This window comes from Paraburkholderia sp. SECH4 (assembly GCF_030511745.1).
Classification (GTDB): Bacteria; Pseudomonadota; Gammaproteobacteria; order Burkholderiales; family Burkholderiaceae; genus Paraburkholderia; species Paraburkholderia madseniana.
Genome location: NZ_JALOCP010000020.1, coordinates 54,433 through 74,883 on the forward strand (window position 1 = coordinate 54,433; position 20,451 = coordinate 74,883).

General features: G+C 56.4%; 16 protein-coding genes and 2 pseudogenes. 9 read left to right on the forward strand and 9 right to left on the reverse strand.

Annotated features, from left to right (window positions below; all coding sequences use genetic code 11):
* Positions 1–176: 176 nt before the first annotated feature.
* The 3 genes and pseudogenes from M0D67_RS24720 to M0D67_RS24730 all read right to left on the reverse strand — a co-directional run bounded on the left by M0D67_RS24720 (position 177) and on the right by M0D67_RS24730 (position 4,139).
* Positions 177–1,171: pseudogene (locus M0D67_RS24720) on the reverse strand (cyclase family protein).
* Positions 1,172–1,377: 206 nt separating this feature from the next.
* Positions 1,378–2,154, reverse strand: coding sequence for an alpha/beta fold hydrolase (locus M0D67_RS24725; protein ID WP_266240085.1), 777 nt, complete (start codon positions 2,152–2,154; stop codon positions 1,378–1,380).
* 26 nt (positions 2,155–2,180) lie between these two features.
* Entirely contained in the window at positions 2,181–4,139 is a 1,959-nt protein-coding gene (locus M0D67_RS24730) for an NAD(P)/FAD-dependent oxidoreductase (RefSeq protein WP_266240086.1), read from the reverse strand.
* 245 nt (positions 4,140–4,384) lie between these two features.
* Between M0D67_RS24730 and M0D67_RS24735 the strand changes: the two genes are divergently transcribed.
* The 5 genes from M0D67_RS24735 (at position 4,385) to M0D67_RS24755 (ending at position 9,070) form a co-directional block, all read left to right on the forward strand.
* On the forward strand, positions 4,385–4,717 hold the full coding sequence (locus tag M0D67_RS24735; protein WP_266240087.1) for an NIPSNAP family protein: 333 nt from the start codon (positions 4,385–4,387) through the stop codon (positions 4,715–4,717).
* 218 nt (positions 4,718–4,935) lie between these two features.
* Positions 4,936–5,913 (forward strand): D-2-hydroxyacid dehydrogenase family protein, encoded by a 978-nt coding sequence (locus tag M0D67_RS24740; protein WP_266240088.1) that lies wholly within the window; start codon positions 4,936–4,938, stop codon positions 5,911–5,913.
* Positions 5,914–6,111: 198 nt separating this feature from the next.
* A complete protein-coding gene (locus tag M0D67_RS24745; protein ID WP_266240089.1) occupies positions 6,112–7,227 on the forward strand; it encodes a Re/Si-specific NAD(P)(+) transhydrogenase subunit alpha in 1,116 nt (371 codons plus the stop codon).
* Between the two features lie 3 nt (positions 7,228–7,230).
* Complete coding sequence (locus tag M0D67_RS24750) at positions 7,231–7,557, forward strand: NAD(P) transhydrogenase subunit alpha (RefSeq protein ID WP_266240090.1); 327 nt, start codon at positions 7,231–7,233, stop codon at positions 7,555–7,557.
* Between the two features lie 88 nt (positions 7,558–7,645).
* Positions 7,646–9,070, forward strand: a complete 1,425-nt coding sequence (locus M0D67_RS24755; protein WP_266240091.1) for an NAD(P)(+) transhydrogenase (Re/Si-specific) subunit beta — start codon at positions 7,646–7,648, stop codon at positions 9,068–9,070.
* Positions 9,071–9,206: 136 nt separating this feature from the next.
* On the opposite strand, the gene M0D67_RS24760 is transcribed toward M0D67_RS24755, so the two are convergent.
* From M0D67_RS24760 to M0D67_RS24775, 4 genes are all read right to left on the reverse strand, one after another.
* On the reverse strand, positions 9,207–10,373 hold the full coding sequence (locus M0D67_RS24760; protein WP_266240092.1) for an alkene reductase: 1,167 nt from the start codon (positions 10,371–10,373) through the stop codon (positions 9,207–9,209).
* A 497-nt stretch (positions 10,374–10,870) separates the two neighbouring features.
* Positions 10,871–11,878, reverse strand: coding sequence for a LysR family transcriptional regulator (locus tag M0D67_RS24765; RefSeq protein WP_266240093.1), 1,008 nt, complete (start codon positions 11,876–11,878; stop codon positions 10,871–10,873).
* 122 nt (positions 11,879–12,000) lie between these two features.
* On the reverse strand, positions 12,001–13,332 hold the full coding sequence (locus M0D67_RS24770) for an NAD(P)/FAD-dependent oxidoreductase (protein WP_266240094.1): 1,332 nt from the start codon (positions 13,330–13,332) through the stop codon (positions 12,001–12,003).
* A 173-nt stretch (positions 13,333–13,505) separates the two neighbouring features.
* Positions 13,506–14,477, reverse strand: a complete 972-nt coding sequence (locus M0D67_RS24775) for an NAD-dependent epimerase/dehydratase family protein (RefSeq protein ID WP_266240095.1) — start codon at positions 14,475–14,477, stop codon at positions 13,506–13,508.
* A gap of 607 nt (positions 14,478–15,084) precedes the next feature.
* Between M0D67_RS24775 and M0D67_RS24780 the strand changes: the two genes are divergently transcribed.
* The 4 genes and pseudogenes from M0D67_RS24780 to M0D67_RS24795 form a co-directional block, all read left to right on the forward strand.
* Entirely contained in the window at positions 15,085–15,225 is a 141-nt protein-coding gene (locus M0D67_RS24780; protein WP_266240096.1) for a hypothetical protein, read from the forward strand.
* A gap of 22 nt (positions 15,226–15,247) precedes the next feature.
* Entirely contained in the window at positions 15,248–16,426 is a 1,179-nt protein-coding gene (locus M0D67_RS24785) for a CynX/NimT family MFS transporter (protein WP_266240097.1), read from the forward strand.
* A gap of 382 nt (positions 16,427–16,808) precedes the next feature.
* On the forward strand, positions 16,809–17,933 hold the full coding sequence (locus M0D67_RS24790) for a porin (RefSeq protein WP_266240174.1): 1,125 nt from the start codon (positions 16,809–16,811) through the stop codon (positions 17,931–17,933).
* A 26-nt stretch (positions 17,934–17,959) separates the two neighbouring features.
* Positions 17,960–18,079: pseudogene (locus M0D67_RS24795) on the forward strand (IS6 family transposase); the annotation flags it as partial.
* Positions 18,080–18,182: 103 nt separating this feature from the next.
* Here M0D67_RS24795 and M0D67_RS24800 read toward each other — a convergent pair.
* Together M0D67_RS24800 and M0D67_RS24805 are read right to left on the reverse strand one after the other, a co-directional pair.
* Positions 18,183–19,586 carry an aldehyde dehydrogenase family protein gene (locus M0D67_RS24800; RefSeq protein WP_266240098.1) on the reverse strand — a complete coding sequence of 468 codons (1,404 nt, stop codon included), beginning with the start codon at positions 19,584–19,586 and terminating at the stop codon, positions 18,183–18,185.
* Positions 19,587–20,055: 469 nt separating this feature from the next.
* The gene (locus M0D67_RS24805) at positions 20,056–20,379 is read right to left on the reverse strand and encodes a DUF4148 domain-containing protein (RefSeq protein WP_266240175.1); all 324 of its coding nucleotides are present in this window, start codon (positions 20,377–20,379) and stop codon (positions 20,056–20,058) included.
* Positions 20,380–20,451 lie beyond the last annotated feature (72 nt).

The following is a 20,451-nucleotide window of genomic DNA, read 5'->3' on the forward strand; positions in this document are numbered from 1 at the left end:
GTGAATGACGAAGGGGGCCGCGTCGACGGATCGACGCGGCCCTTGATCAAGGTGCAGGACGGTTTTCCCCGCGACTCTCTGCCGGTCAGGTATAGCGATACCATCACCTTGGCATTCACGAATCTGCGTCGGGTGTTCAGACATCGTTTTAGAGCAAGCCTGGCATACCTACATGCCTACACTGTCGCAACTGGGGTAACAGGCGAAGCGACCGCACCTGGCAGGTTGAGGGGGGGCGCGGTAAGAAGGAAACGGTAGCGTTTGTGGTTGCGAAGCCATTGAGCCAGTGGCGTAAGCCGCCACAGTTCACCCAAATGAATCCCGAGTTTGAACAGACAGTGCTCGTGAAGCGGCAACGCCGCACAGCAGGGATCGTCACCATTCGCAGGATAAGCTTCCACCGCATAATTATCAGCGGCGATCGCGACCACACCGCTATCGGTTATCCATTGCAGAAGTCGCTCATCGCGTCCGTCCAGCGCCGCTCCCGTGGTGTGCATCTTGCTCGGGTCGGGATCCCGGTTCATCTTGAGGATGGATTCCGAGAATCCAGTATGAAGGCATCGTAACCCACCACCGTGCGACCAAAGCCCAAATGGTGGTGCAAGTCGACCATGGCAGCACGCCCTTGAACACACTTTTGAGCCATGTTCTCGATTCCGAGTGCCTTTGCAGACGACGTGGAGAAGCTGCCGGGATCAACAAACACGCCCGCATCAGTTGGGCTGCTTGGTCCCACGATGTCCCTGCCCGCACGAAAACCGTTGTAATAGACTGACTCGGGCAGTCCATCGGCGTCTGCATCAAACCGCGAACCGACGTGAGACAGTCCATCCCATTGCGTCGAGTACTGCAAGTGAAGCACCACTAGGTCGTCGGAAAGGACATCCGTTCGGCCAGGATCGAACTCATCGAGCACGCAATTGAAATTCACGTGTCCCTTTCGCAACGTGGGGCGGATCACTGGCGGATATCGATTCGCATGAAGCGCGTTGCCCCCGGGATAGTCGAGCGGCAGACTCAGGCAAAACGTCTCTCCCACCCGAACCTCTTCATGTCCCTTCAAAACCTGCTCCGCCGTAAGGAGGTTTAGGCGCCCCAATTGATCGTCTGGTCCGAAGTCGCCCCAATTCGAACTCTCGGGACGACGTTTCCAACGTTTTTCAGCCATTCTTTGCAGCCTCCATTCCGCCTGATTTACATCGCTACTTCGTTCTCAAAAGCCACAGACAATTCATGCGGTTTTTGTACGAAAGCCTTTTGTTGCCGCGCTCCACAGACACGTCCACGTGAAATATTCCATCTGAATCTGGCACGAATCGGGAGCGGCGGCAGCACAAGAACTCCACGCGAAATCGGGTGCGCGTCGCGCGAAGATTACGCCGGGATATTCCGCTTGTTGATGAAGTCCTGTGTAAGGCCCGCAGCCATGGTCGCCATTTCCAGATGGGGCAAATGACCGCAGCGCGAGAAAATGCGAACATCGGCTCCCGTGATCGCATTGCCCCAGAGACGTGCCTGCTCGACCGACACGACTTGATCCTCTTTTCCCCACAGAATGAGTGTCGGACAAGCCAGCTTTGCCAACTCTGACTGCATCATCGGATTGTAGAAGCCTGGGCCACCAAGAAGAGAAGAAGTCGCCCAGTTCCTAGTTTCGATTTGTTGAATGTCCGGCGGATCCTGTGCCAGGATGCGCTCCACAAATCCCTGGTCAAAATACAGCCTGCGAAGGCGTTCCCCGCGGGACGGCAAAGTCCCCGGACCTGATCCATCGGGCCTCTCGCGCATACCGGCGGGAGCAATGAGTGTCAGGCTTTGAACCTCCGCCGGCGCCAGCAATGCAAGCATGCTGGCGAGCCAGCCACCCAATGAACTCCCGATCAGGTGAAAGCGTCCCAAACCGGCTGTAAAAGACTTGTAGTACTCGGCCAGGTCGGCGATCGAGACAATTGAATCCGGCCTTACAACTTCGCCGTAGCCAGGGTGTTCAGGCGCCAATACCTTAAAGCGGTGCGACAAGGATTCAAAATAAGGAAGCCAGCCAGTCAATCCGGCTGCGCCATGCAAGAAAAGGACTGTCTCCCCCTCGCCCCCTTCAAACATGCGAGACCGTACCCCAGACACCATGGTGTCACGTTGAACGTAAGCCATTCGATCACCCCAGAAAGAAACAATCGTCAAACAGGTTGCTGCTCGGAGACGTCATGGTCCGCGTTCGTGACCAGCATGAAATCGTTCGGATCGAACGCGTGCGTGATCTGCCAGAAATCGACCAGGCGCCAAGGCGACGTCATGGTCACGCGATTGCGCTTGTTTTTGTACCAGCTGGTGACCCCACGGTGTGACCAGACCATGTTCTGAAGCTTGTTATCAACGATGTCGTTGTAGTCTCTGTAGACATTCTCGCGCACCTCGATCGTCGCGACATCCTTTTCGACCATTTCCCGCACGGCCTGCAGGATGTAGGTCACCTGGCACTCCGTGTGAAAGATTGCGCTTCCGCCATGCGACAGAATGGTATTGGGGCCGGCAACGATGAAAAGATTGGGGAAGCCCGGTACCGTCATACCCTTGTATGCGCGAGGATCGTCATCACCCCAGACGTCACGAATCGACGTGCCGCCGAGCCCACGGATCTCCATCGGCCACAATAGCTTCGATGCGTGAAAGCCTGTAGCAAGGACAAGAACGTCGGCCTTGTACTCCGAACCATCCTTCGTCACCACGCCCGACTCGGTGATGTGTGAGATCGGGTCGGTAACCAGGTCCACGTTTGGACGCTTCAACATCTTGAACCAATTGTTATCACGCAGGAGACGCTTGCCGTATGGCGGGTAGTCCGGCGTGCACTTGCGAAGGAGTTCCTCATCGCCATCCAACTCATTGCGCATGTAGGCGATGATGTTTTCGCGCATCGCATGGTTCTCGCTATTGAGAGATTGCGCAGGCAGATGCCAGTTGGGATCGATGTGCAAGGTCTTGTGGAATCCGTCCGATGCGGCCCAGAACACCAGAAACCGTGCCCACTCGTTAAAGAGTGGGATGTTCTTGAGCGCCCACCTCTGCCCATCCGACGTCGGCCGGTGGTAGTTGGCATTGCCCATGGCCCAATGTGGCGTGCGCTGGAATATGGTGAGATTGTCAACGGCGCCGGCAACGGCAGGACCCACTTGCATTCCGCTCGCGCCCGTACCGATCATTGCGACACGCTTGCCGCTCAGATCGACCCGGTGATCCCAATGCGCCGTATGCACCTTTTCACCAGCGAACGTCTCCAGGCCTTGGAAACTCGGTGTTGCAGCCACATTGTGTCCTGCCGCCGTGATGAGCACATTGCATTGCAGCACCTCGGCTTCCCCATCTGACGCACGACAGGAGACATGCCAGCGCGCGCCTGCCTCGTCAAAATTCGCACCGGTAACTTCGACGCCGAAGCGGATATGCTGACGAAGATCGAATTTGTCGACCGTGTCGTCGATGTACTTCCAGATCTCATTCTGAAGGGAGAAATGGCGAGACCAGTCGGGATTCGGATTAAACGAATACGAGTAAAACTGATTCGGCGTGTCGACGCCCGCTCCCGGGTAGTGGTTCTCGAACCAGGTGCCGCCAACGCCCGTATTACGCTCCAGGATGACGAAGGGAATGCCGGCTTCCTTGAGCCGAATACCTGCGCATACGCCCGACAAGCCAGCGCCCACGATTACAACCTTGAATGCGTCACGCCGGAACGACCCCGGATCGCTTCGCCACTGGAGCGCGCGTGTATCGACATTGCCCAGACGCAGTTCTTCAACGAAGAGCGGAACGTACTCCTCCGGGACCTCGGCGCCTACACTGGCGCTCATCATGCGGCGCAAAGACTTGGGATCTGGCAGAGGCGGCAGCTGAGCGCCCTCTGCGGCAAACTCCTTGAGCGCTGTCACCAACCGCGTGCGAACCTTCTTCTTCAACGGTTCCGGAACAGACTCCAGAAAACTCCAGGCGCCCTTGATGTGGGGTGACACTTCGTCAAGAAGTGTGAAGTCTCCAGTCAGATAGACCAGCGTCATCAGCGCCGGGGCGAAATCTGCTGTTTCAAGAGCAGAGGTTAGCGCGCGCTCGTCGCGAACGGCTGCATCGAATGGACTTGTCATAGGTTACTCCGAATGGGCCTTTATCTTGAGGAGATGCAAGCATAGTCGGAGCAACTCAGTTCGTCGGCGATATCGATTGATGTAGGCAATCAGGAATCTTGATAGCACAAAAGGGGCAAAATATTGACGATGACGATAATCCACCCACATCAAAAAGCGTGATCACCCCCATCTGAATAACTCGTTTGCCTCCGCCTGAGCCGGACCGTTATCTTTCAATATCCATCAACCAGGCGGACACATCAATGATCTACGAACTGCGTCAATACACCCCGAACCCCGAAAAAGAGTCGATCATGCGCGAGCGCTTCCTGAAGACGCTACCGCTCTTCGAGAAACATGGCCTCACACTCGTCTTCGCAACGAATCCGGTAGAAGATCCGCGGCAGCTTTGGTATGTCCTGAGTTTCGAAAGCGAACCCGCGCGTGTCGCTGCATGGGCCGCGTTCCTGGCGGATCCGGAATGGCTTGAAATCAAGAAGCAAAGCGAGGTAGGTGGTCCCGTTTTGCAAGAAATCAAGAAATCCATCCTCGCCGGGGACTCCGCCGTGGCCGAAGCCTTGGCGGCTTTAAAATAATCTCGGCTTCAACGCAGCATGTGTTGATATCGCCTTTTTCTAAGCCGATGAACACTTGCTGACATTTCCATCGACGACAGCATATGAAATGCGGTTGGCGGGAAATCTGACTTCCGATACAAAATACCCACTATTGGAATCAGGTTTCCGGCCAACACGTCGTTCTGGATAGACAGTCGAATAGCCTGCTCAATGTACATAGCACTCAAGGAGAAAAAGTGGCGCGCACCGGTGAGCTCGTTAAAATTGCAGTCCTGGACGACTATCAGGGCGTCGCCTTGGAGATGGCCGACTGGTCCCGCCTTCGCGACAGAGCGGAGATCACCGTCTTCTATGACAACATCTCCGATTCTCAGGCCCTTATAGAGCGTCTTGCCCCATTCGACGTCCTCTGCGTCATGCGTGAACGCACGCCGTTGCCGCGCTCGATCATTGAGAATTTGCCGCGCCTGAGGCTCATTGCATCGACCGCGCCCCGAAATCGCTCCATCGACATGGAGGCCGCGAAGGAACGGGGCATCACAGTTGTCAACACCGGCTATGCCTCGACTCCCACTGTTGAACTGACGTGGGCCCTCATTCTGGCAAGCACCCGCCATCTCGTCGCAGAGTCCTCGTCCCTTCGTAAGGGTGAGTGGCAGACCAAAGTGGGAGAGGATCTGTACGGTAAGACGCTAGCGATCCTCGGGCTCGGAAATATCGGTACTAGCGTTGCAGCGATCGGTCGATCATTTGGCATGCAGGTAATCGCATGGAGTCAGAACCTCACGCCCGAGAAGGCGGCGGCGGCTCAAGTCAGCTACGTTTCTAAGGATGAACTCTTTCGAAGGGCCGACATCCTTTCCATACACCTGATCCTGAGCGATAGAACACGGGGGCTGGTTGGCGCAGAAGAGATCGCCTTGATGAAGCCGACCGCGCGGCTGATCAACCCATCGCGCGGCCCCATTGTTCGCGAGGCAGACCTGATCGATGCGCTAGCCACAAACCGGATAGCCGGTGCGGCGTTGGACGTGTTCGACGAAGAGCCACTGGCGAAGGCGCATCCGTACCGGTCATTGAGTAACGTGTTGGCTACGCCGCACATCGGGTATGTTTCAAACAGTCTGTACCGAACCTTCTACGGCGATACCGTCGATCATCTCGATCGCTGGTTGAGCAACCCGAAGTACACCGGCGAGGACGCCGTCGCGTAGCGTACCCACGCACCGATAACGCGAATCAGACCACTGATCTCCCACGCCTTGCGGCGCTTTGCAGCGTCCGCAGGCTTCAGCTTCTTACCCACACCATAGTCAAGAGGACGCCATGCCGGCAACGACATGTCACGGCGGCGCATTAGCGCTTGTATGCCGTTCCAATGTGAATGCATCAGATTGTCAAGGAGCTAAAGCGTGATATTAGGGGTTCCCACCGAAACCGCACCGGACGAAGCCCGTGTTGCGGTCACTGCGGAGACAGCTAGAAAGCTCGTTGATCAAGGCCACACGGTGCGTGTTCAAACTGGCGCTGGCGTTGCTGCCAGTGTCACCGACGCGGCCTACGAGGCGGCTGGCGCGGAGATCACCGATTTGGCCGGTGCTTTCAGCGCGGACATCGTGCTAAAGGTTCGCGCGCCCGTCGATAGCGAAACCGCGCTGATGCGACGTGACGCGGTAGTCATCGGCCTGCTCAATGCCTTCGACCCAGTCGGACTGCAACGTCTGGCGGCCGCCGGCCTGACCGGCTTTGCGCTCGAGGCGGCGCCGCGCACAACTCGTGCACAGAGCATGGACGTTCTCTCATCGCAGGCCAACATTGCCGGCTATAAGGCGGTCATGATCGCCGCCGAGAAGTACCAGCGCCTGTTCCCGATGCTCATGACCGCTGCCGGTACCATCAAGGCCGCACGCGTCGTCATTCTGGGCGTCGGCGTGGCAGGTCTGCAAGCCATCGCCACCGCGAAGCGCTTGGGCGCCGTCATCGAAGCGAGCGACGTGCGCCCGAGTGTCAAGGAGCAAGTCGAATCGTTAGGCGCGAAATTCATCGACGTCCCCTACGAAACGCCTGAAGAACAGGCTGCCGCGGAAGGCGTCGGCGGCTATGCCCGCCCCATGCCCCAAAGTTGGCTGGATCGTCAGAAACTCGAGGTCGCGCGACGCGTCGCGATGGCCGACGTGGTCATTTCGACCGCCCTGATCCCGGGCCGTCCCGCGCCCCGGCTGATTACGGAGGAGATGGTGATGGCAATGAAGCCCGGTTCGGTGATCGTCGATCTCGCGGCACCGCAAGGCGGCAATTGCCCGCTAACCGAGCCCGGCAAGACAGTTGTCAAACATGGCGTCACGCTCGTGGGTGAAACCAATCTGCCGGCATTGGTAGCCGCCGACGCCAGTAGCCTGTACGCACGCAACGTACTGGACTTTTTCAAACTCATTTGCCCCGACAAAGGCGACTTCAGGATCGACTTGGAAGACGACATTGTGGCGGCCTGCCTCGTAACGCATAACGGTGAAGTGAGGAAGAAATAGATCATGGACATCGTCAATCACACAGTTATTAATCTGATCATCTTCGTGCTGGCCATCTACGTAGGCTATCACGTGGTGTGGACCGTCACGCCGGCGTTGCACACGCCCCTGATGGCCGTGACCAACGCCATCTCAGCCATCGTCATCGTTGGCGCCATGCTCGCAGCAGCGCTAACCGAAACCTACCTGGGAAAGACCATGGGCGTGCTCGCCGTAACGCTGGCTGCCGTAAATATCTTCGGCGGCTTCCTGGTCACCCGGCGCATGCTCGAGATGTTCAAGAAGAAAGACAGGAAGCCTACCACTCGGACCGAAGGAAAAAAAGCATGAACGCCTGCCTGCAGTTCGAACGCACGTCCAGTCTTGATCTGTCGACTAACGAAATGCGTGCGGCGACAAGCCTGAAGGAAAACCAATTATGAGCATGAATCTCGTCACGCTTATGTATCTGATTGCCAGCGTCTGCTTCATCCAGGCTCTCAAGGGATTGAGCCATCCGACCACCTCCATTCGCGGCAATCTCTTCGGGATGAGCGGAATGGCGGTGGCCACACTCACAACTGCAGCACTGATCGTCCAGATTGCGGGCGGTCACATCGTTGGTGTGGCGTGGGTTCTGCTTGGACTCCTCGTCGGCGGCACCGCGGGCGCCATCATGGCGCGCCGCGTTGAAATGGCCAAAATGCCCGAACTGGTAGCGTTCATGCACAGCATGATCGGACTGGCCGCGGTGTTCATCGCGGTGGCGGCCGTCGCCGAGCCGTGGGCCTTCCACATCGTCGGCCACGGCGAAGCTATTCCAGGCGGCAACCGCGTTGAACTCGCGCTGGGTGCCTTCATCGGAGCAGTTACATTTAGCGGATCGGTCATCGCGTTCGGCAAGCTTTCGGGCCGCTACAAATTTCGACTGTTCCAGGGTGCACCCGTGCAGTTCGCCGGCCAGCACCCACTGAATCTGATACTTGGAATCATCGCCGCTGTCTTCTGCTTCGCGTTCTGGCACACCCAAAGCTGGATGGACGTCATGTTGGTGATCATGCTGGGCTTCGCGCTCGGCGTATTGCTCATCATCCCGATCGGCGGCGCCGACATGCCTGTCGTCGTGTCGATGCTCAATAGCTATTCAGGCTGGGCCGCCGCGGGCATCGGCTTCAGTCTGAACAATGCCATGTTGATCATTGCGGGTTCCCTGGTGGGGAGCTCCGGCGCGATCCTCAGCTACATCATGTGTAAAGCGATGAACCGCTCGTTCTTCAACGTCATCCTCGGCGGGTTTGGCGGAGAGGTCGGCACACAGGCCCTTGGCGCACAACAGCAGCGTAACGTCAAAAGCGGCAGTGCGGACGACGCTGCCTTCGTACTAAGCAACGCTGAAACTGTGGTTATTGTGCCCGGCTATGGGCTGGCTGTCGCCCGCGCACAGCACGCCGTCAAAGAACTGGCAACGAAACTCACTGAAAAGGGGATAACTGTGAAGTACGCGATTCACCCGGTGGCTGGGCGTATGCCAGGACACATGAACGTGCTGCTGGCCGAAGCCGAAGTACCTTATGACCAGGTATTCGAAATGGAGGACATCAACGGCGATTTCGGCCAAGCTGATGTCGCGATCATCCTCGGGGCCAACGACGTGGTGAATCCGGCTGCGCACAACAAGGGCAGCCCGATTTACGGCATGCCGATTCTCGAGGCGTACAAAGCCAAAACCGTGATCGTCAACAAGCGCTCAATGGCCGCAGGCTACGCTGGGCTGGACAACGACCTGTTCTACATGGACAAAACCATGATGGTCTTTGGGGACGCCAAAAAGGTGGTCGAGGAGATGGGAAAGGCGATTGAATAACCGGGGCGGGACAGACGTGTTTGGCTAAGATATTGAGACCTGTCAACCTGTACTCACTTCGGAGCAGTGGAGTCAAAAAAAACTCAACACCCGGGCATGGCCACCCGAGTGTTGAGGTCAAACCGCAATCACTGCTTCAAGCAGCCGGTCTATAGTCGGTGTACCCCACAGAGCCCCCGCCGTAGTGACTTGCCGGGTTCGATTGATCGATTTTCAGCCCCTTCTGGAAGCGAGTAGTCAAGTCTGGATTTGCAATAAACGCTCGTCCGAAAGCAACCAGATCGGCAAGATCCTCCGCGAGGACCCTGTTTGCCCGCTCAAAATCGAACCCAACGTTCGCAATCAGATTTCCCTTGTATATTTTCCGGTAGTGCCGGTAGATTGCATCGCCCTGCAAATGAGCCACTGGCGTGGTGGAGAGGTCGCTCATTGCGCTCATGAGCAGCAAGTGGTTCAGCTTGTAGTCGTTGAGGCGGTTGATAACGTAATCGGAGGTAGGCAGCGTCTGGTCAGTCGAGACGAATTTCCCTAACTCCCCTGTTATCGGACCTGTCTTTACCCCGATACGGCCGGTATTCATCACAGCGGACAGTGCATCGAGTACTTCGAAGAGAAATCTCGCCCTGTTTTCAACTGACCCGCCGTATTCATCTTCCCGGTGATTGGTCAGCGGGTTAAGAAATTGATTGAACAGGTAAACGTACCCTGCCTGAATCTGTACTCCATCGAACCCTGCATCGATTGCGTGTTGCGCCGCCCTCTGGAAATCCTTGACTGTCGTCTTGATCTGCTCGGTGCTCATTGCGCGAGGTTCTACCGTATCCTTGCGGCCCGATGCCGTGGGGCTTTGAAGACGAGGGTTGACGGCAGACGGAGCAAGCGGAGGCTGGCCGCCAAAGAAATCCGGATGCGAAGTCGCGCCTGTGTGCCAAAGCTGAACGAAGATTTTCGCTCCTTTTCGATGAACCGCATCCGTGACGAGGCGCCATCCGCGAACCTGCTCTTCGGTATAGATACCTGGAACATCCGCCCAACCTACCGCCTGCGGACTGACCCAGGTTCCCTCAGTGATAATTGCGCCAGCAGAGCCCTCACCCGCGCGCTGGGCATAGTACTCGGCATGCAACTCTGTCGGTACCAAGCCCGTGTTCTCGGCCCGAGCTCGTGTAAGCGGCGCCATGACCACGCGATTCAGAAGCTGCTGGTCATTCAACAGATAGGGGTGAAATAATTGGCACTCTTGAATCGTCTCCATGGGAATCTCCGAATTAAGCATTAAGTCTTTCGCCGTCGCGTTCTTCATTGCTTGGCTTCCAGGATGTGATGCACGACTTAGGCGACAATAGCGTGTCGTCCAAATCGCACGGCTAGTGAATTGAGTCGCTTGCGACTCACGCATAGAATCGATGTGAATGCCAGGCGCCGGCGTGTAGTCGCTCGCAACAATCACAACGTCAACCGGTCACGGCGCTGCACCTTGAGCGAAATTCACATACTCCGCTCGTTGAGCCAAGGCGCCACAGCTCGCCCTTTCCTTTAATTGATTTCGTGGTCGCGCATAAAATCACGCGCTGTTTCTACAGACTTGCCATCGCCCTGTTCAGAACACAACAGAAATGTGGCCGTTGCAGGACAACGCAGCTACCAATATAGAAGGTCATGGCAGGCCGAGGTGCGATATCGCCTGATGCGCCAAATCAGCGTTTCTGATCTGATCGCGGCTGTGCGTGAAGCGTGAGGTTCTACTTGAAGTTGGCTATCGCGAACCACCCAGTGATTGCGGGATAGTAGATCGTCTGGCTACCGTGATATCACGATTGCTTCAGTTGGCTTGCCGATGGTGCGTCGGGTGAACGATGTCGATGTGACAGTTGGTAAGCACTGTTCTTCCGCATCCTGCCGGCCAGAGAACAGCGGGTACTCTGCGAACAGCCCGCTCAGCCAGTCGACGAGCACGCGAAGGGTCGGGGACAGATGCCGATTGTGGGGATAGACCGCCGAGATAGGCATCGGCGACGGCTTCCATTGCGACAGCACTTCGACCAGTTCGCCTGAATGCAAATGCGGCAGCGCCATAAAGCGCGGCGCCTGCAAAAGGCCCACGCCATTCAGACCGCACGTAACATATGCTTCCGCATCGTTGACCGCAACATTACCGCGCATCTTCACCCCGACGGTCTGGCTATCCACCACAAAGGTCATGTCCATCATGCGCCCCGTTCGACCGAGGAAATAATTCACCGCAACGTGGTCGTTCAGGTCCTTGAGCGTTTGAGGCGTGCCTTTGAGCCGCAAATATGCCGGACTCGCCACCGTTACACGTTCAAAGATGCCAATGCGGCGTGCTACCAAACTTGAGTCCTGCAGCGTGCCGATGCGAATCACACAATCGACGCCGCCCTGAATCAGATCGGCCCGCTTGTCTCCGAAGCCGACCATTAACTCGATGTCCGGGTAGCGTGCATGGAATTCAAAAAGTCTGGGCATCACAATCAGCTTTCCCAGCGCCACAGGTATGTCGACCCGCAGTTTGCCGCGCGGAGAAGCGAAGGAGTTTAACAACGAACTTTCTGTCTCCTCTACGTCCGCGAGGATGCTCACGCACCGCTCGTAGTAAGCGGCCCCATCTGACGTCAACCTCACCTGCCGCGTTGTACGCTGCAAGAGACGCACTTTGAGGTACGTCTCGAGGTTTTGGATGATTGTGCTAACCGATGCACGCGGTAAATCCAGCGCCTCCGCTGCGCGCGAAAAACTGCTGGTTTCCACCACCCTCGTGAAAACCTTCATTGCCTGCAGGCGGTCCATCTATATCCTCCTCTAATCCATCGAATATTGCTTCGTGGATCCGGATAGTTGGCGCTGGATGCATTCCCTCTGCTCAGCGAGCTGATGATAAAAGTCGCTTCGGGCCTGTGCTTTCGCTGATGTCACGCCGCAGCTCGTCCGTTCGCAATATCGCCGAACAGTTGTTTCGCGTAGCTCCGGTAATCGACCTCCAGGGTGTAGCGGGCAGAACCGACATAGCGACGGCTGATCTCAGCCTGATGCGCGCGAATTTCCTTTTTCATCTCGTGCTCGCCGGGCAAAACTGTGTCCCCGGCCAGTACGGACGCGAGCCAACGCGCCTGAATTTCCACCAACGGGATGGTCGGTCCGATTGGCTGGACGAGCCCCAACATATAGAGACCGGGACGGGACGGTGCCACCATGCGTCGGTAGAGTTCGACCTGCCCATCGGCCACTTCGAAAACGGTGCGGTCCAGGAACGGAAAGCTGGCTCGATACCCAGTTGCGTGGATGATTACGTCGACAGGTTCTCTGCTGCCATCTTCAAAGATGACATGTGTTCCGTCCAATACCTTGATATTGGGCTTCACGCGAATCCAGCCATGGCCGCAAAAAGGCAGCAATTCCTGGCTGAGCGTGGCATGCTCCCGCCAGACCGCATGTTTGGGACGAGGAACGCCGAATCGGGCCTGATCCCCCGTCACCATAAAGGCGAGCCAACGAACCAACGTGCGCGAGACGCGTGTCGGTAGACGCAAGCGTCGTGAGAAAAGCGTAGACCAACGGTCGGTCGGAATGCCCATGATGTACTTCGGCATGATCCACGCGCTGCGCCGTGTCGACAACAACGTGCTTGCGGCGCTTTTGCACAAGTCGACTGCGACATCAACCGCCGAATTTCCGATGCCAACGACAAGCACGTTCTTGCCTTTGAATGGATCGGCTGTCCGATAATGGTGTGAATGGGTCTGTTCGCCCTCGAAGTCGCCTTTGAAGTCGCCCCAGCGCGGATCCCAGAGGTGACCATTGGCGACGATCACCGCACGATAACGCTTGGATTCCCCGCTCTCCAGCGTTACCCGCCAGTTCCCGTCAGATTCCTGTTCGACTTTATCCACGCGAGAATTGAACCGGATATGAGGCCGTACGCCGAAGTGCTCTGCGTAGTCTTCCAGATAGTCAAGAACCTCAAAGTGGGAGAGGAAATCCGGATAATGATCCGGAATGGGATAGTCGGAGTAGCCGAGGTTATTGCGGCTCGTGTCAATATGCAAACTGCGGTACGCGGACGAAAGCCCGTTGTCGTTCTCATATCGCCACATGCCACCGATATTCGAGCCGATCTCGAAGCATTCGAATGCGACGCCCCTCTCCTTTAGCGATTTTGCGGCCGTAACGCCCGAAGACCCGGCACCAATGATGCAGACGGGCAGTTGATCGAGAGGGATCGAGGAATTAGACGGATTTTTCATGACAGATTTCATGGCCTTACCTAATGAATAGACAAAATTACTCACTGTGCGGGACAAGATCCTCCGGAGCGGATCATCGACTCCCACACTTTCTCAGATAATACGTAGTATTACTTATCTTCGTTAAAGCATATAACCTTGATCGAGCTTCGCTTGCTCCGCCCACGATTCCCTTAAGCCAGACGCGCGAGATAGCTTTCCACGATAGACTCGAAATTAGCATCGGCGCACAGACCGAGTCGGATTGCATTCGCCGACGTGAATTCCTTGGGCCAACTATCAACGATGCGCTGAAGTTCGCTATCCACATCGAAACGAATGCGGCCTACTGCGGCGCCACTGCGCCGTCGCTCAACCGCCGCGACCATATCGGCCACGCTTACCGTAAGCGCGGGCAGATTCATCACGCGTCCATGCGGCAGAACGTCTGCAGGGAGGTTATGCAGCGCGATTAACGCAGCAGCCACGGCCTGCGCCGAAGCAACAGGAAACCGCGTGCCCGGAGCAAGCGGCGACACGACGTCCCTCCCCATCAATGGCTCCCGGACGATCGCCGCAATCCGATCGGAAACGGCCGGTGTGGGTGCGCCATCGCGGATCAGAACAATGGGCAAACGCAGACCTCGGCCGTCAATTCTGCCCTTACGGCTGTAGTCGGCGACCATCAGTTCGGCAATTGCCTTATGCACACCGTAGGTCGTATCCGGCTCAGACCGAAGCGAGTCGTCAACGGATGCAGGCAGGTCCCCACCGAACACCGCGATCGAACTGGCGAACACGAATTTAGTTGACGTGGTCGAGCTTTCGACCAGACGCCGCAGCGACTCGACGTTGATCAGGTAGGCAGACGCCATATCGCGCTCGGCGTCCAGAGTAAGACTAGCGGCGAGGTGAAAGATGCTGTCACTGTCGAGCGACGCCAGATGGTCGACGAAACCAGCATCGGCCAGATCGCCTGTAAGTACGCGCACCCGTATCGGTGAATCTGGTGAAACTGGCGCGGGCGTTGACACTCGATCGACGAGGATAAGTTCTGTTATGGCGCTGTCGCCTCGGCTGGGAAAGGTCAAATGTCCCGTGGTCAGCAGCGCCTTGGTTAGGGCCCTGCCGAGAAATCCCGCCGCGCCCGTAAGCAGTACCCGCATGATTCAACCTCACCAGTCCAGTAAAGATCGCGAAATCTGTTCACCACTTCTTCGACTAGCCGGGCTTGGCACCAGTGCTCAATCCCTCATCACCGTATCATTGCCGCTGCCACGACATCGGATTCGTCAGCCGATGGAAAACATACTACTCGGTATGTTTATTTCCTGCAAGAACTACTTGCGTCGTCGCCAATCCCTCTGGTCAAGCGGCGCTCAATCTGCCCGGTCCGATGAAGTGCAATCCTCATTGCATGTAAAGAGAGCAAAACTTGGTCGCCTTCATTCCCAGAGGCGCTCAATTGTTTTTCGTCGCAGGAAAAGCTTACCTATCCCGATTTACCCCTATACCACTGGCGATTGCTCACCCGTCGTAGTCGTTTGTATTTCGCGGGACGGGCGTGGTCCGACTAGCCTCAAGCCCTGACTCTGCTTGGGTGACAGGATGGCGCCGCCAGTCTGGAGAGGAGTTATCGATCGCCCTGCTGACCACCTGTATCAGTATTCCTAATGCGGTCCATCACTGTATGTCGCTGCAGGATGGCCTCGACCGGCCTTAGATTCACACCTGAGCGTGACGTCACGGGCCGCTCCCCAATCGGGACTTACGATGAATGAGTCAACGAATCTTGAAGTCAGGAACTGGGTGATCGGTGAATCCGCACCTCAGTCCCTGTCGGTGCAGGTGGATATTGCGCCTGCCAGGAGGGGGGCGATAACGTCCAGCATCGAAGATATCGAAAAGTACTAAACAAAAATTACTGGAGACAACGGTGAAAAAGAAGTACCTCATCGAGGCAATTATTTTCTTCAGCTACCTGACATTTGCTATGTCGTGGGTCGGTGCGTCCACCTTCATGCAGGACATCATGAAACAGGTGGGAATCCACAGTCTGACGCAGGCAAGTAGTCTCAGTACCGCGGTCACGATTGCAAAGATTGTCGGAACAGCGATTGCGGCGGCGATTGTCGGAAAGATCGGATTACGCCGCGCTGTGCTCTTAGCGGGATTGCTAGTCTGCTTCGGGATCTGCACGCCCCTTGTGACGAACTTCAGTTTGCTGATTGCATCTCGTTTTCTGATGGGCCTTGGTGGAGCACTCATGATCGTTTACTTCAACCCCATCGTGGTCAGTTGGTTCGCCCCCTCGGAACGCCCCGCGGTGAACGGCCTGAACAACATCACTTTCAATCTGGGTGCCGTCCTGACCATGTTCCTGCTTCAGCCCGCGGTTTCCGTGCTGGGAAGTTGGGGGCATGTACTGACTGCCATATCTTTTGCCAGCGTACTTCTGACACTCCTGTGGCTGATATTCGGTCAAGCAGGTCCCGTCAAAGCTGACGATGTAGCTGTGAAAGATGAGCACTATCCGTTCAGCAAGGGCCTGCGTGATCCGTTCACGTGGAAGCTGGCAACGATCTATTCGGGAATGCTCTCGTTTTACATCGTCATGTTCACGTTTTACCCTGCCGCAGGCATCAACGAGACGCATACCGTCTTGTTGTCTGGACTCGGCGGAGGCATAGCAGGCATGGTCGTAGCCAGTCGGGTGCGTGACAGAATGCGACTACTCCGGATAAGTGGCGCATTCCAGGCACTCTTCGCCTGCCTCCTGAGCTTCTCGAAGAACCCGACAATCGTATTCCTTAGTGCGATTATGCTGGGCATCTTTTTGATTCTGCCGTTGGCCACGGTATTCACACTCGGACAGGATCAACCCGGAATGACTTGGGCTCGCGTCTCCGTCCGTTTCAGCATCTTCTGGTCGGTTAGCTATGTCATCGCAACAGCGGCAACGACGATATTCGCATGGCTCGTCGACATTTACCGCGGAGACTTTCATGCAGCGTTTGCGTTCATCTGCTGTGTCGAAGGTTTGTTCTTCCTCGGGTCACTGATGCTAAAAGATGGACGTCCTCAGGGTCATTTGCGGCTCGAAAGGGTCGCTTGAGTTAGCGCGCGGAAAAGAGACTTAAACGAAGATTCAAAACCAAATTATTAGCGAAATTCGCGGCATTCCTGCTGGCCGAAATACAACAATATTCACGCAATCAAGCTTGCAACTGTGCGCACAGGCCGGCGAGTGGCTTGGTCCGCCTGACCTCCCGGCCGGCTGGCGTTCACGACAAGTGTCTGGCGGAGGATTGCCTACATCAGATTGGTAACCTGAAACGGTACGAAAATTTGGGTAGCGCTGACAAAGCGATCTTTACCCTGAATGAATTATTCCGTCTGCAGAATAGAAATTTCGGAATAAAACTTAGCATCCCGTATTTATATTGCTTGCAAAAGCATATTGAAAAAATTAGGAGATTTTCGTGAAATTTCGGAATCTGATATCCGCTGGGTTCGGTTTAGGGTTTTCTCTCGCAGCAGCTACAGCATATGCACAGAGCAGCGTTTCGCTGTACGGCATCGTCGACACCGGCGTGGAATACGTCACGCACGCCAATGCCAACGGCAATAGCGTGCTTCGCATGCCAGGTATCACTGGCGAATTGCCGTCGCGGTGGGGCTTTCGTGGCAATGAAGATCTGGGTGGCGGACTGTCAGCCCAGTTCGTGCTGGAAAGCGGCATCAACATGCCGAACGGAAGTTTAGGGCAAGGCGGTCGGCTGTTCGGTCGCCAGGCATGGGTCGGAATCAACTCGCCGTATGGCTTGCTGTCCTTCGGGCGTCAATACACCATGTTGCTTTGGGCGATGGCGGACAGTGACATCCTTGGACCGGATATCTACGGGATGGCGGCCCTTGATCCTTACCTCGCATCCGATCGAAGCGACAATACGGTTTCCTATCGCGGAAAGTTCCATGGGCTCACCCTCGGCGCCACCTATTCGTTCGGTCGTGACTCGACGGGCACAGGCAATACGCCTGGGCAGGGCACCTGTGCGGGATCCGTACCCGGACAGCCGACTCAGTGTCGACAATGGTCTGGCATGGTGAAATACGACACCTCGTGGTTCGGCGTTGCAGGAGCATACGACGAACAGCGCGGCGGCACCAATGCCTCGGCAATTTTTTATGACGGGAATGCGGCTTTTCCGCTCACCAGCAGTGCCGACAAGGACACTCATACGTGGTTAGGCACGTACGCCGTGCTGGGTTCCGTTAAGGTCTCCGCCGGGTTTGTAGGGCGTAGCGTGACGACCGTGGCGGCAGGGCCCGATGTGCGTTCCAATATCTATTCTGTCGGCGCGTCGTGGCAGGCAACACCTGCGTTCATGCTCGACGGCGAGGCGTTCCGGATCATCAATCACGTTCAGGACGCGCGCGCCACCATGGTCACGTTGCGTGGCACCTATCACCTCTCCAAGCGCACGGCCGTCTATTTGCAGTCGGCCTATCTCAGCAACAGTGCGCACGCCGCCTATGCGGTTTCCGGCGCGGGCGGCACTACGCCGCCTCGCGGAGAAGGACAGTTGGGTGTGATGGCTGGCCTTCAACAGCTGTTCTGATTCGCAAGGCTCAGTTCTGTTGCAAATTGGCTACCGCGCTCGAAGCCATAACAGCCGAGCGCGGAACACTTATCAAGATCAGCCAGGTAAAGTTTCCGAACAACACTGTGAAACAGAGTCACCGCGCGATCAAGCGGCGCACCCGGGTCCACGCCCGGGTGTAAGTAGGTTTCTTTGCGTCTGTATTCTGTCTGTCGGCATCAAGGATCGAAGGAGCGATCCGTACACGCACCGCCGGTTGCCGGTTAATCAGACGAGTGCGGCGTTGATTATTCGGATCTGGGTAAAGTCTTCCAATCCCTCGACGCCTTGCTGACGACCAATGCCAGACTGCTTGGCACCTCCAAACGGCACATCGAAAGGCAGCGCCAGATGCTGGTTGACCCAGACTGTGCCGGTCTCAATGCGCGAAGCGATCTCAATACCTCGCTGCGGGTTTGAGGTCCACACCGTTCCGCCGAGGCCATAATCGCTATCGTTAACGCGTGCAATCACTTCATCGATATCGTCGTAGGCAAGCACTGGCAGAATCGGTCCGAACTGCTCTTCCCGCACAAGGCGCGCGTTGTCCGGCAAATCGCGCACGATTGTCGGTGCAATGAAATAGCCATCGCCTGCGATCGGTTCGCCGCCAGCGACGATCGTTCCGTTGGTCCGCGCATCTTCGATAAAGGCAAGCACTTTTTCGTACTGAGCTCGATTCTGGATCGGGCCAATCGTCGTATCGTCTTCGAGACCGTCCCCGACCTTGGACTCGCCTGCCAGGCGGGCAAGCGCGTTACACAGCGCATCAACCATCGCGCGCGGGGCATAGACTCGTTTGGTAGCAAAGCAAACCTGACCTGCGTTGACTGTTGCCGATCGGTACACCTTTGGCGCGACCTTGTCGAGATCCGCGTCGTCGAGAATGATTGCAGCGTCGTTGCCACCGAGTTCGAGGGTAAAGCGCTTTAATGTATCCGCGAGGCTGTGCAACACCTTCTTCCCGGTCGGCGTCGAGCCAGTGAAGCTCACGTGAGCAACGTCTGGATGACTGGTTAGGAATGGTCCCAAGTCATTCTGGTCTACGATAGTCTGGAACACACCAGCCGGCAATGCCGTTGATGCAACCTCTCCCAGCATGAGTGTAGTGAGCGGTGTGGTAGGTGCAGGCTTCGCGATTACTGCGTTGCCAGTGATCAACGCCGGCCCCAACTTCTGCATCAGCAGAATGAGCGGGAAATTCCACGGGTTGATCGCCACTATCACACCCTGCGGATACCGCTGCTCAATGATGCGTTCCTTCCGGGTCTCGCGCAGCACGCGGAACTCCAGTTTAAGAGACGCGAAGTAGCGCAGCGCAGCGACAGCCCCGCCAACTTCGAACTTCGCCTCTTCAAGTGGCTTGCCCTGCTCCTGCGTCAAAACGCGCGAAAATTCGTCAAAGCGCTCCTCGATCCCATCAGCGAACTGATCAAGATATGCTCGACGTTGTGGGAAGCTGAGTTTCGACCAGACTTGGAAAGCACGTTTCGCAGCAGCAACTGCTTGCTCAGCCTGGGGCATATCCGCGCGGGGCGCGGTGGCAAATACCCTACCCGTGGCGGGATTGATGACGTCGAGCGTCTCTGCGCCCGCGACAAGTTCGCCATCGACAAGAAGACGATAGGTCATTTTTAGCTGCTCCAGTCCGTAAACCTGTGCGTCGCTCGATAGCTGGCATCAGATTTCGATTACTGATCTTATGACCTAGACGTTTGCTTAGCTACGATGTTGGCTGATGGAACGGATCAGGAATATTGATCTCATGTCGAGAATCACTGGTTTGCCTCTCATCATTCAAGTCGAGTCGACAAACTGCCGGGAGTGCCGGCACTTGCAAAGCCAAGCTTTGAGCGCCGCAACCGATGTCTCGTCAAAGCCGGCTGGGCTGTGCAGCCGCGTTGTTTTCTTTGCGGTGAAGTGCTTATGCAGAACGCAAAGCAACTGTCGATGGGGCGATGCCTCTCGTCGGAGGCGAATTCTCCTCGCCTCGACCAAGAGCGGTTGAATGACCGATCCTGCTGCCCTGTGAATTCACGACGCGGGAGACTTTGAAAGGAAGTGCAAACGGGGCGACATGTCGCCCCAATCTGCCAGTCAATTAACGGACGACAGAAACCGGCGGCGAGTAGGTACTCTCGGTCATATCACCCCGTCGACCCGACTCCGAAGAGCCAGTAGCGCCTTCCCCATAGCCGGCGTGGTCGGCTTGCACTGTGCCGTTTTGCGCAGCAACACGCGCTTCAGCCGCCTGGATATTTTCCGGGTGGTGAATCCAGTCACCGGGGTTGTAACCTGCCTTCTCAACCTGAATTAGTTCGGCACGAACCTGCGCGCGGCTAACAGGTTCACTAGACTGCGCAAACGAAACGATTGGAGCAGCGAGCACGGCGACGAATGCCGCAACTTTGATAAGCGATTTTATGATGACTACCTGCAAAGATTGTCTGGTTCGATGGTGTTTGCTGCGAACACTTTTGTTCGCAGCCCATACGTA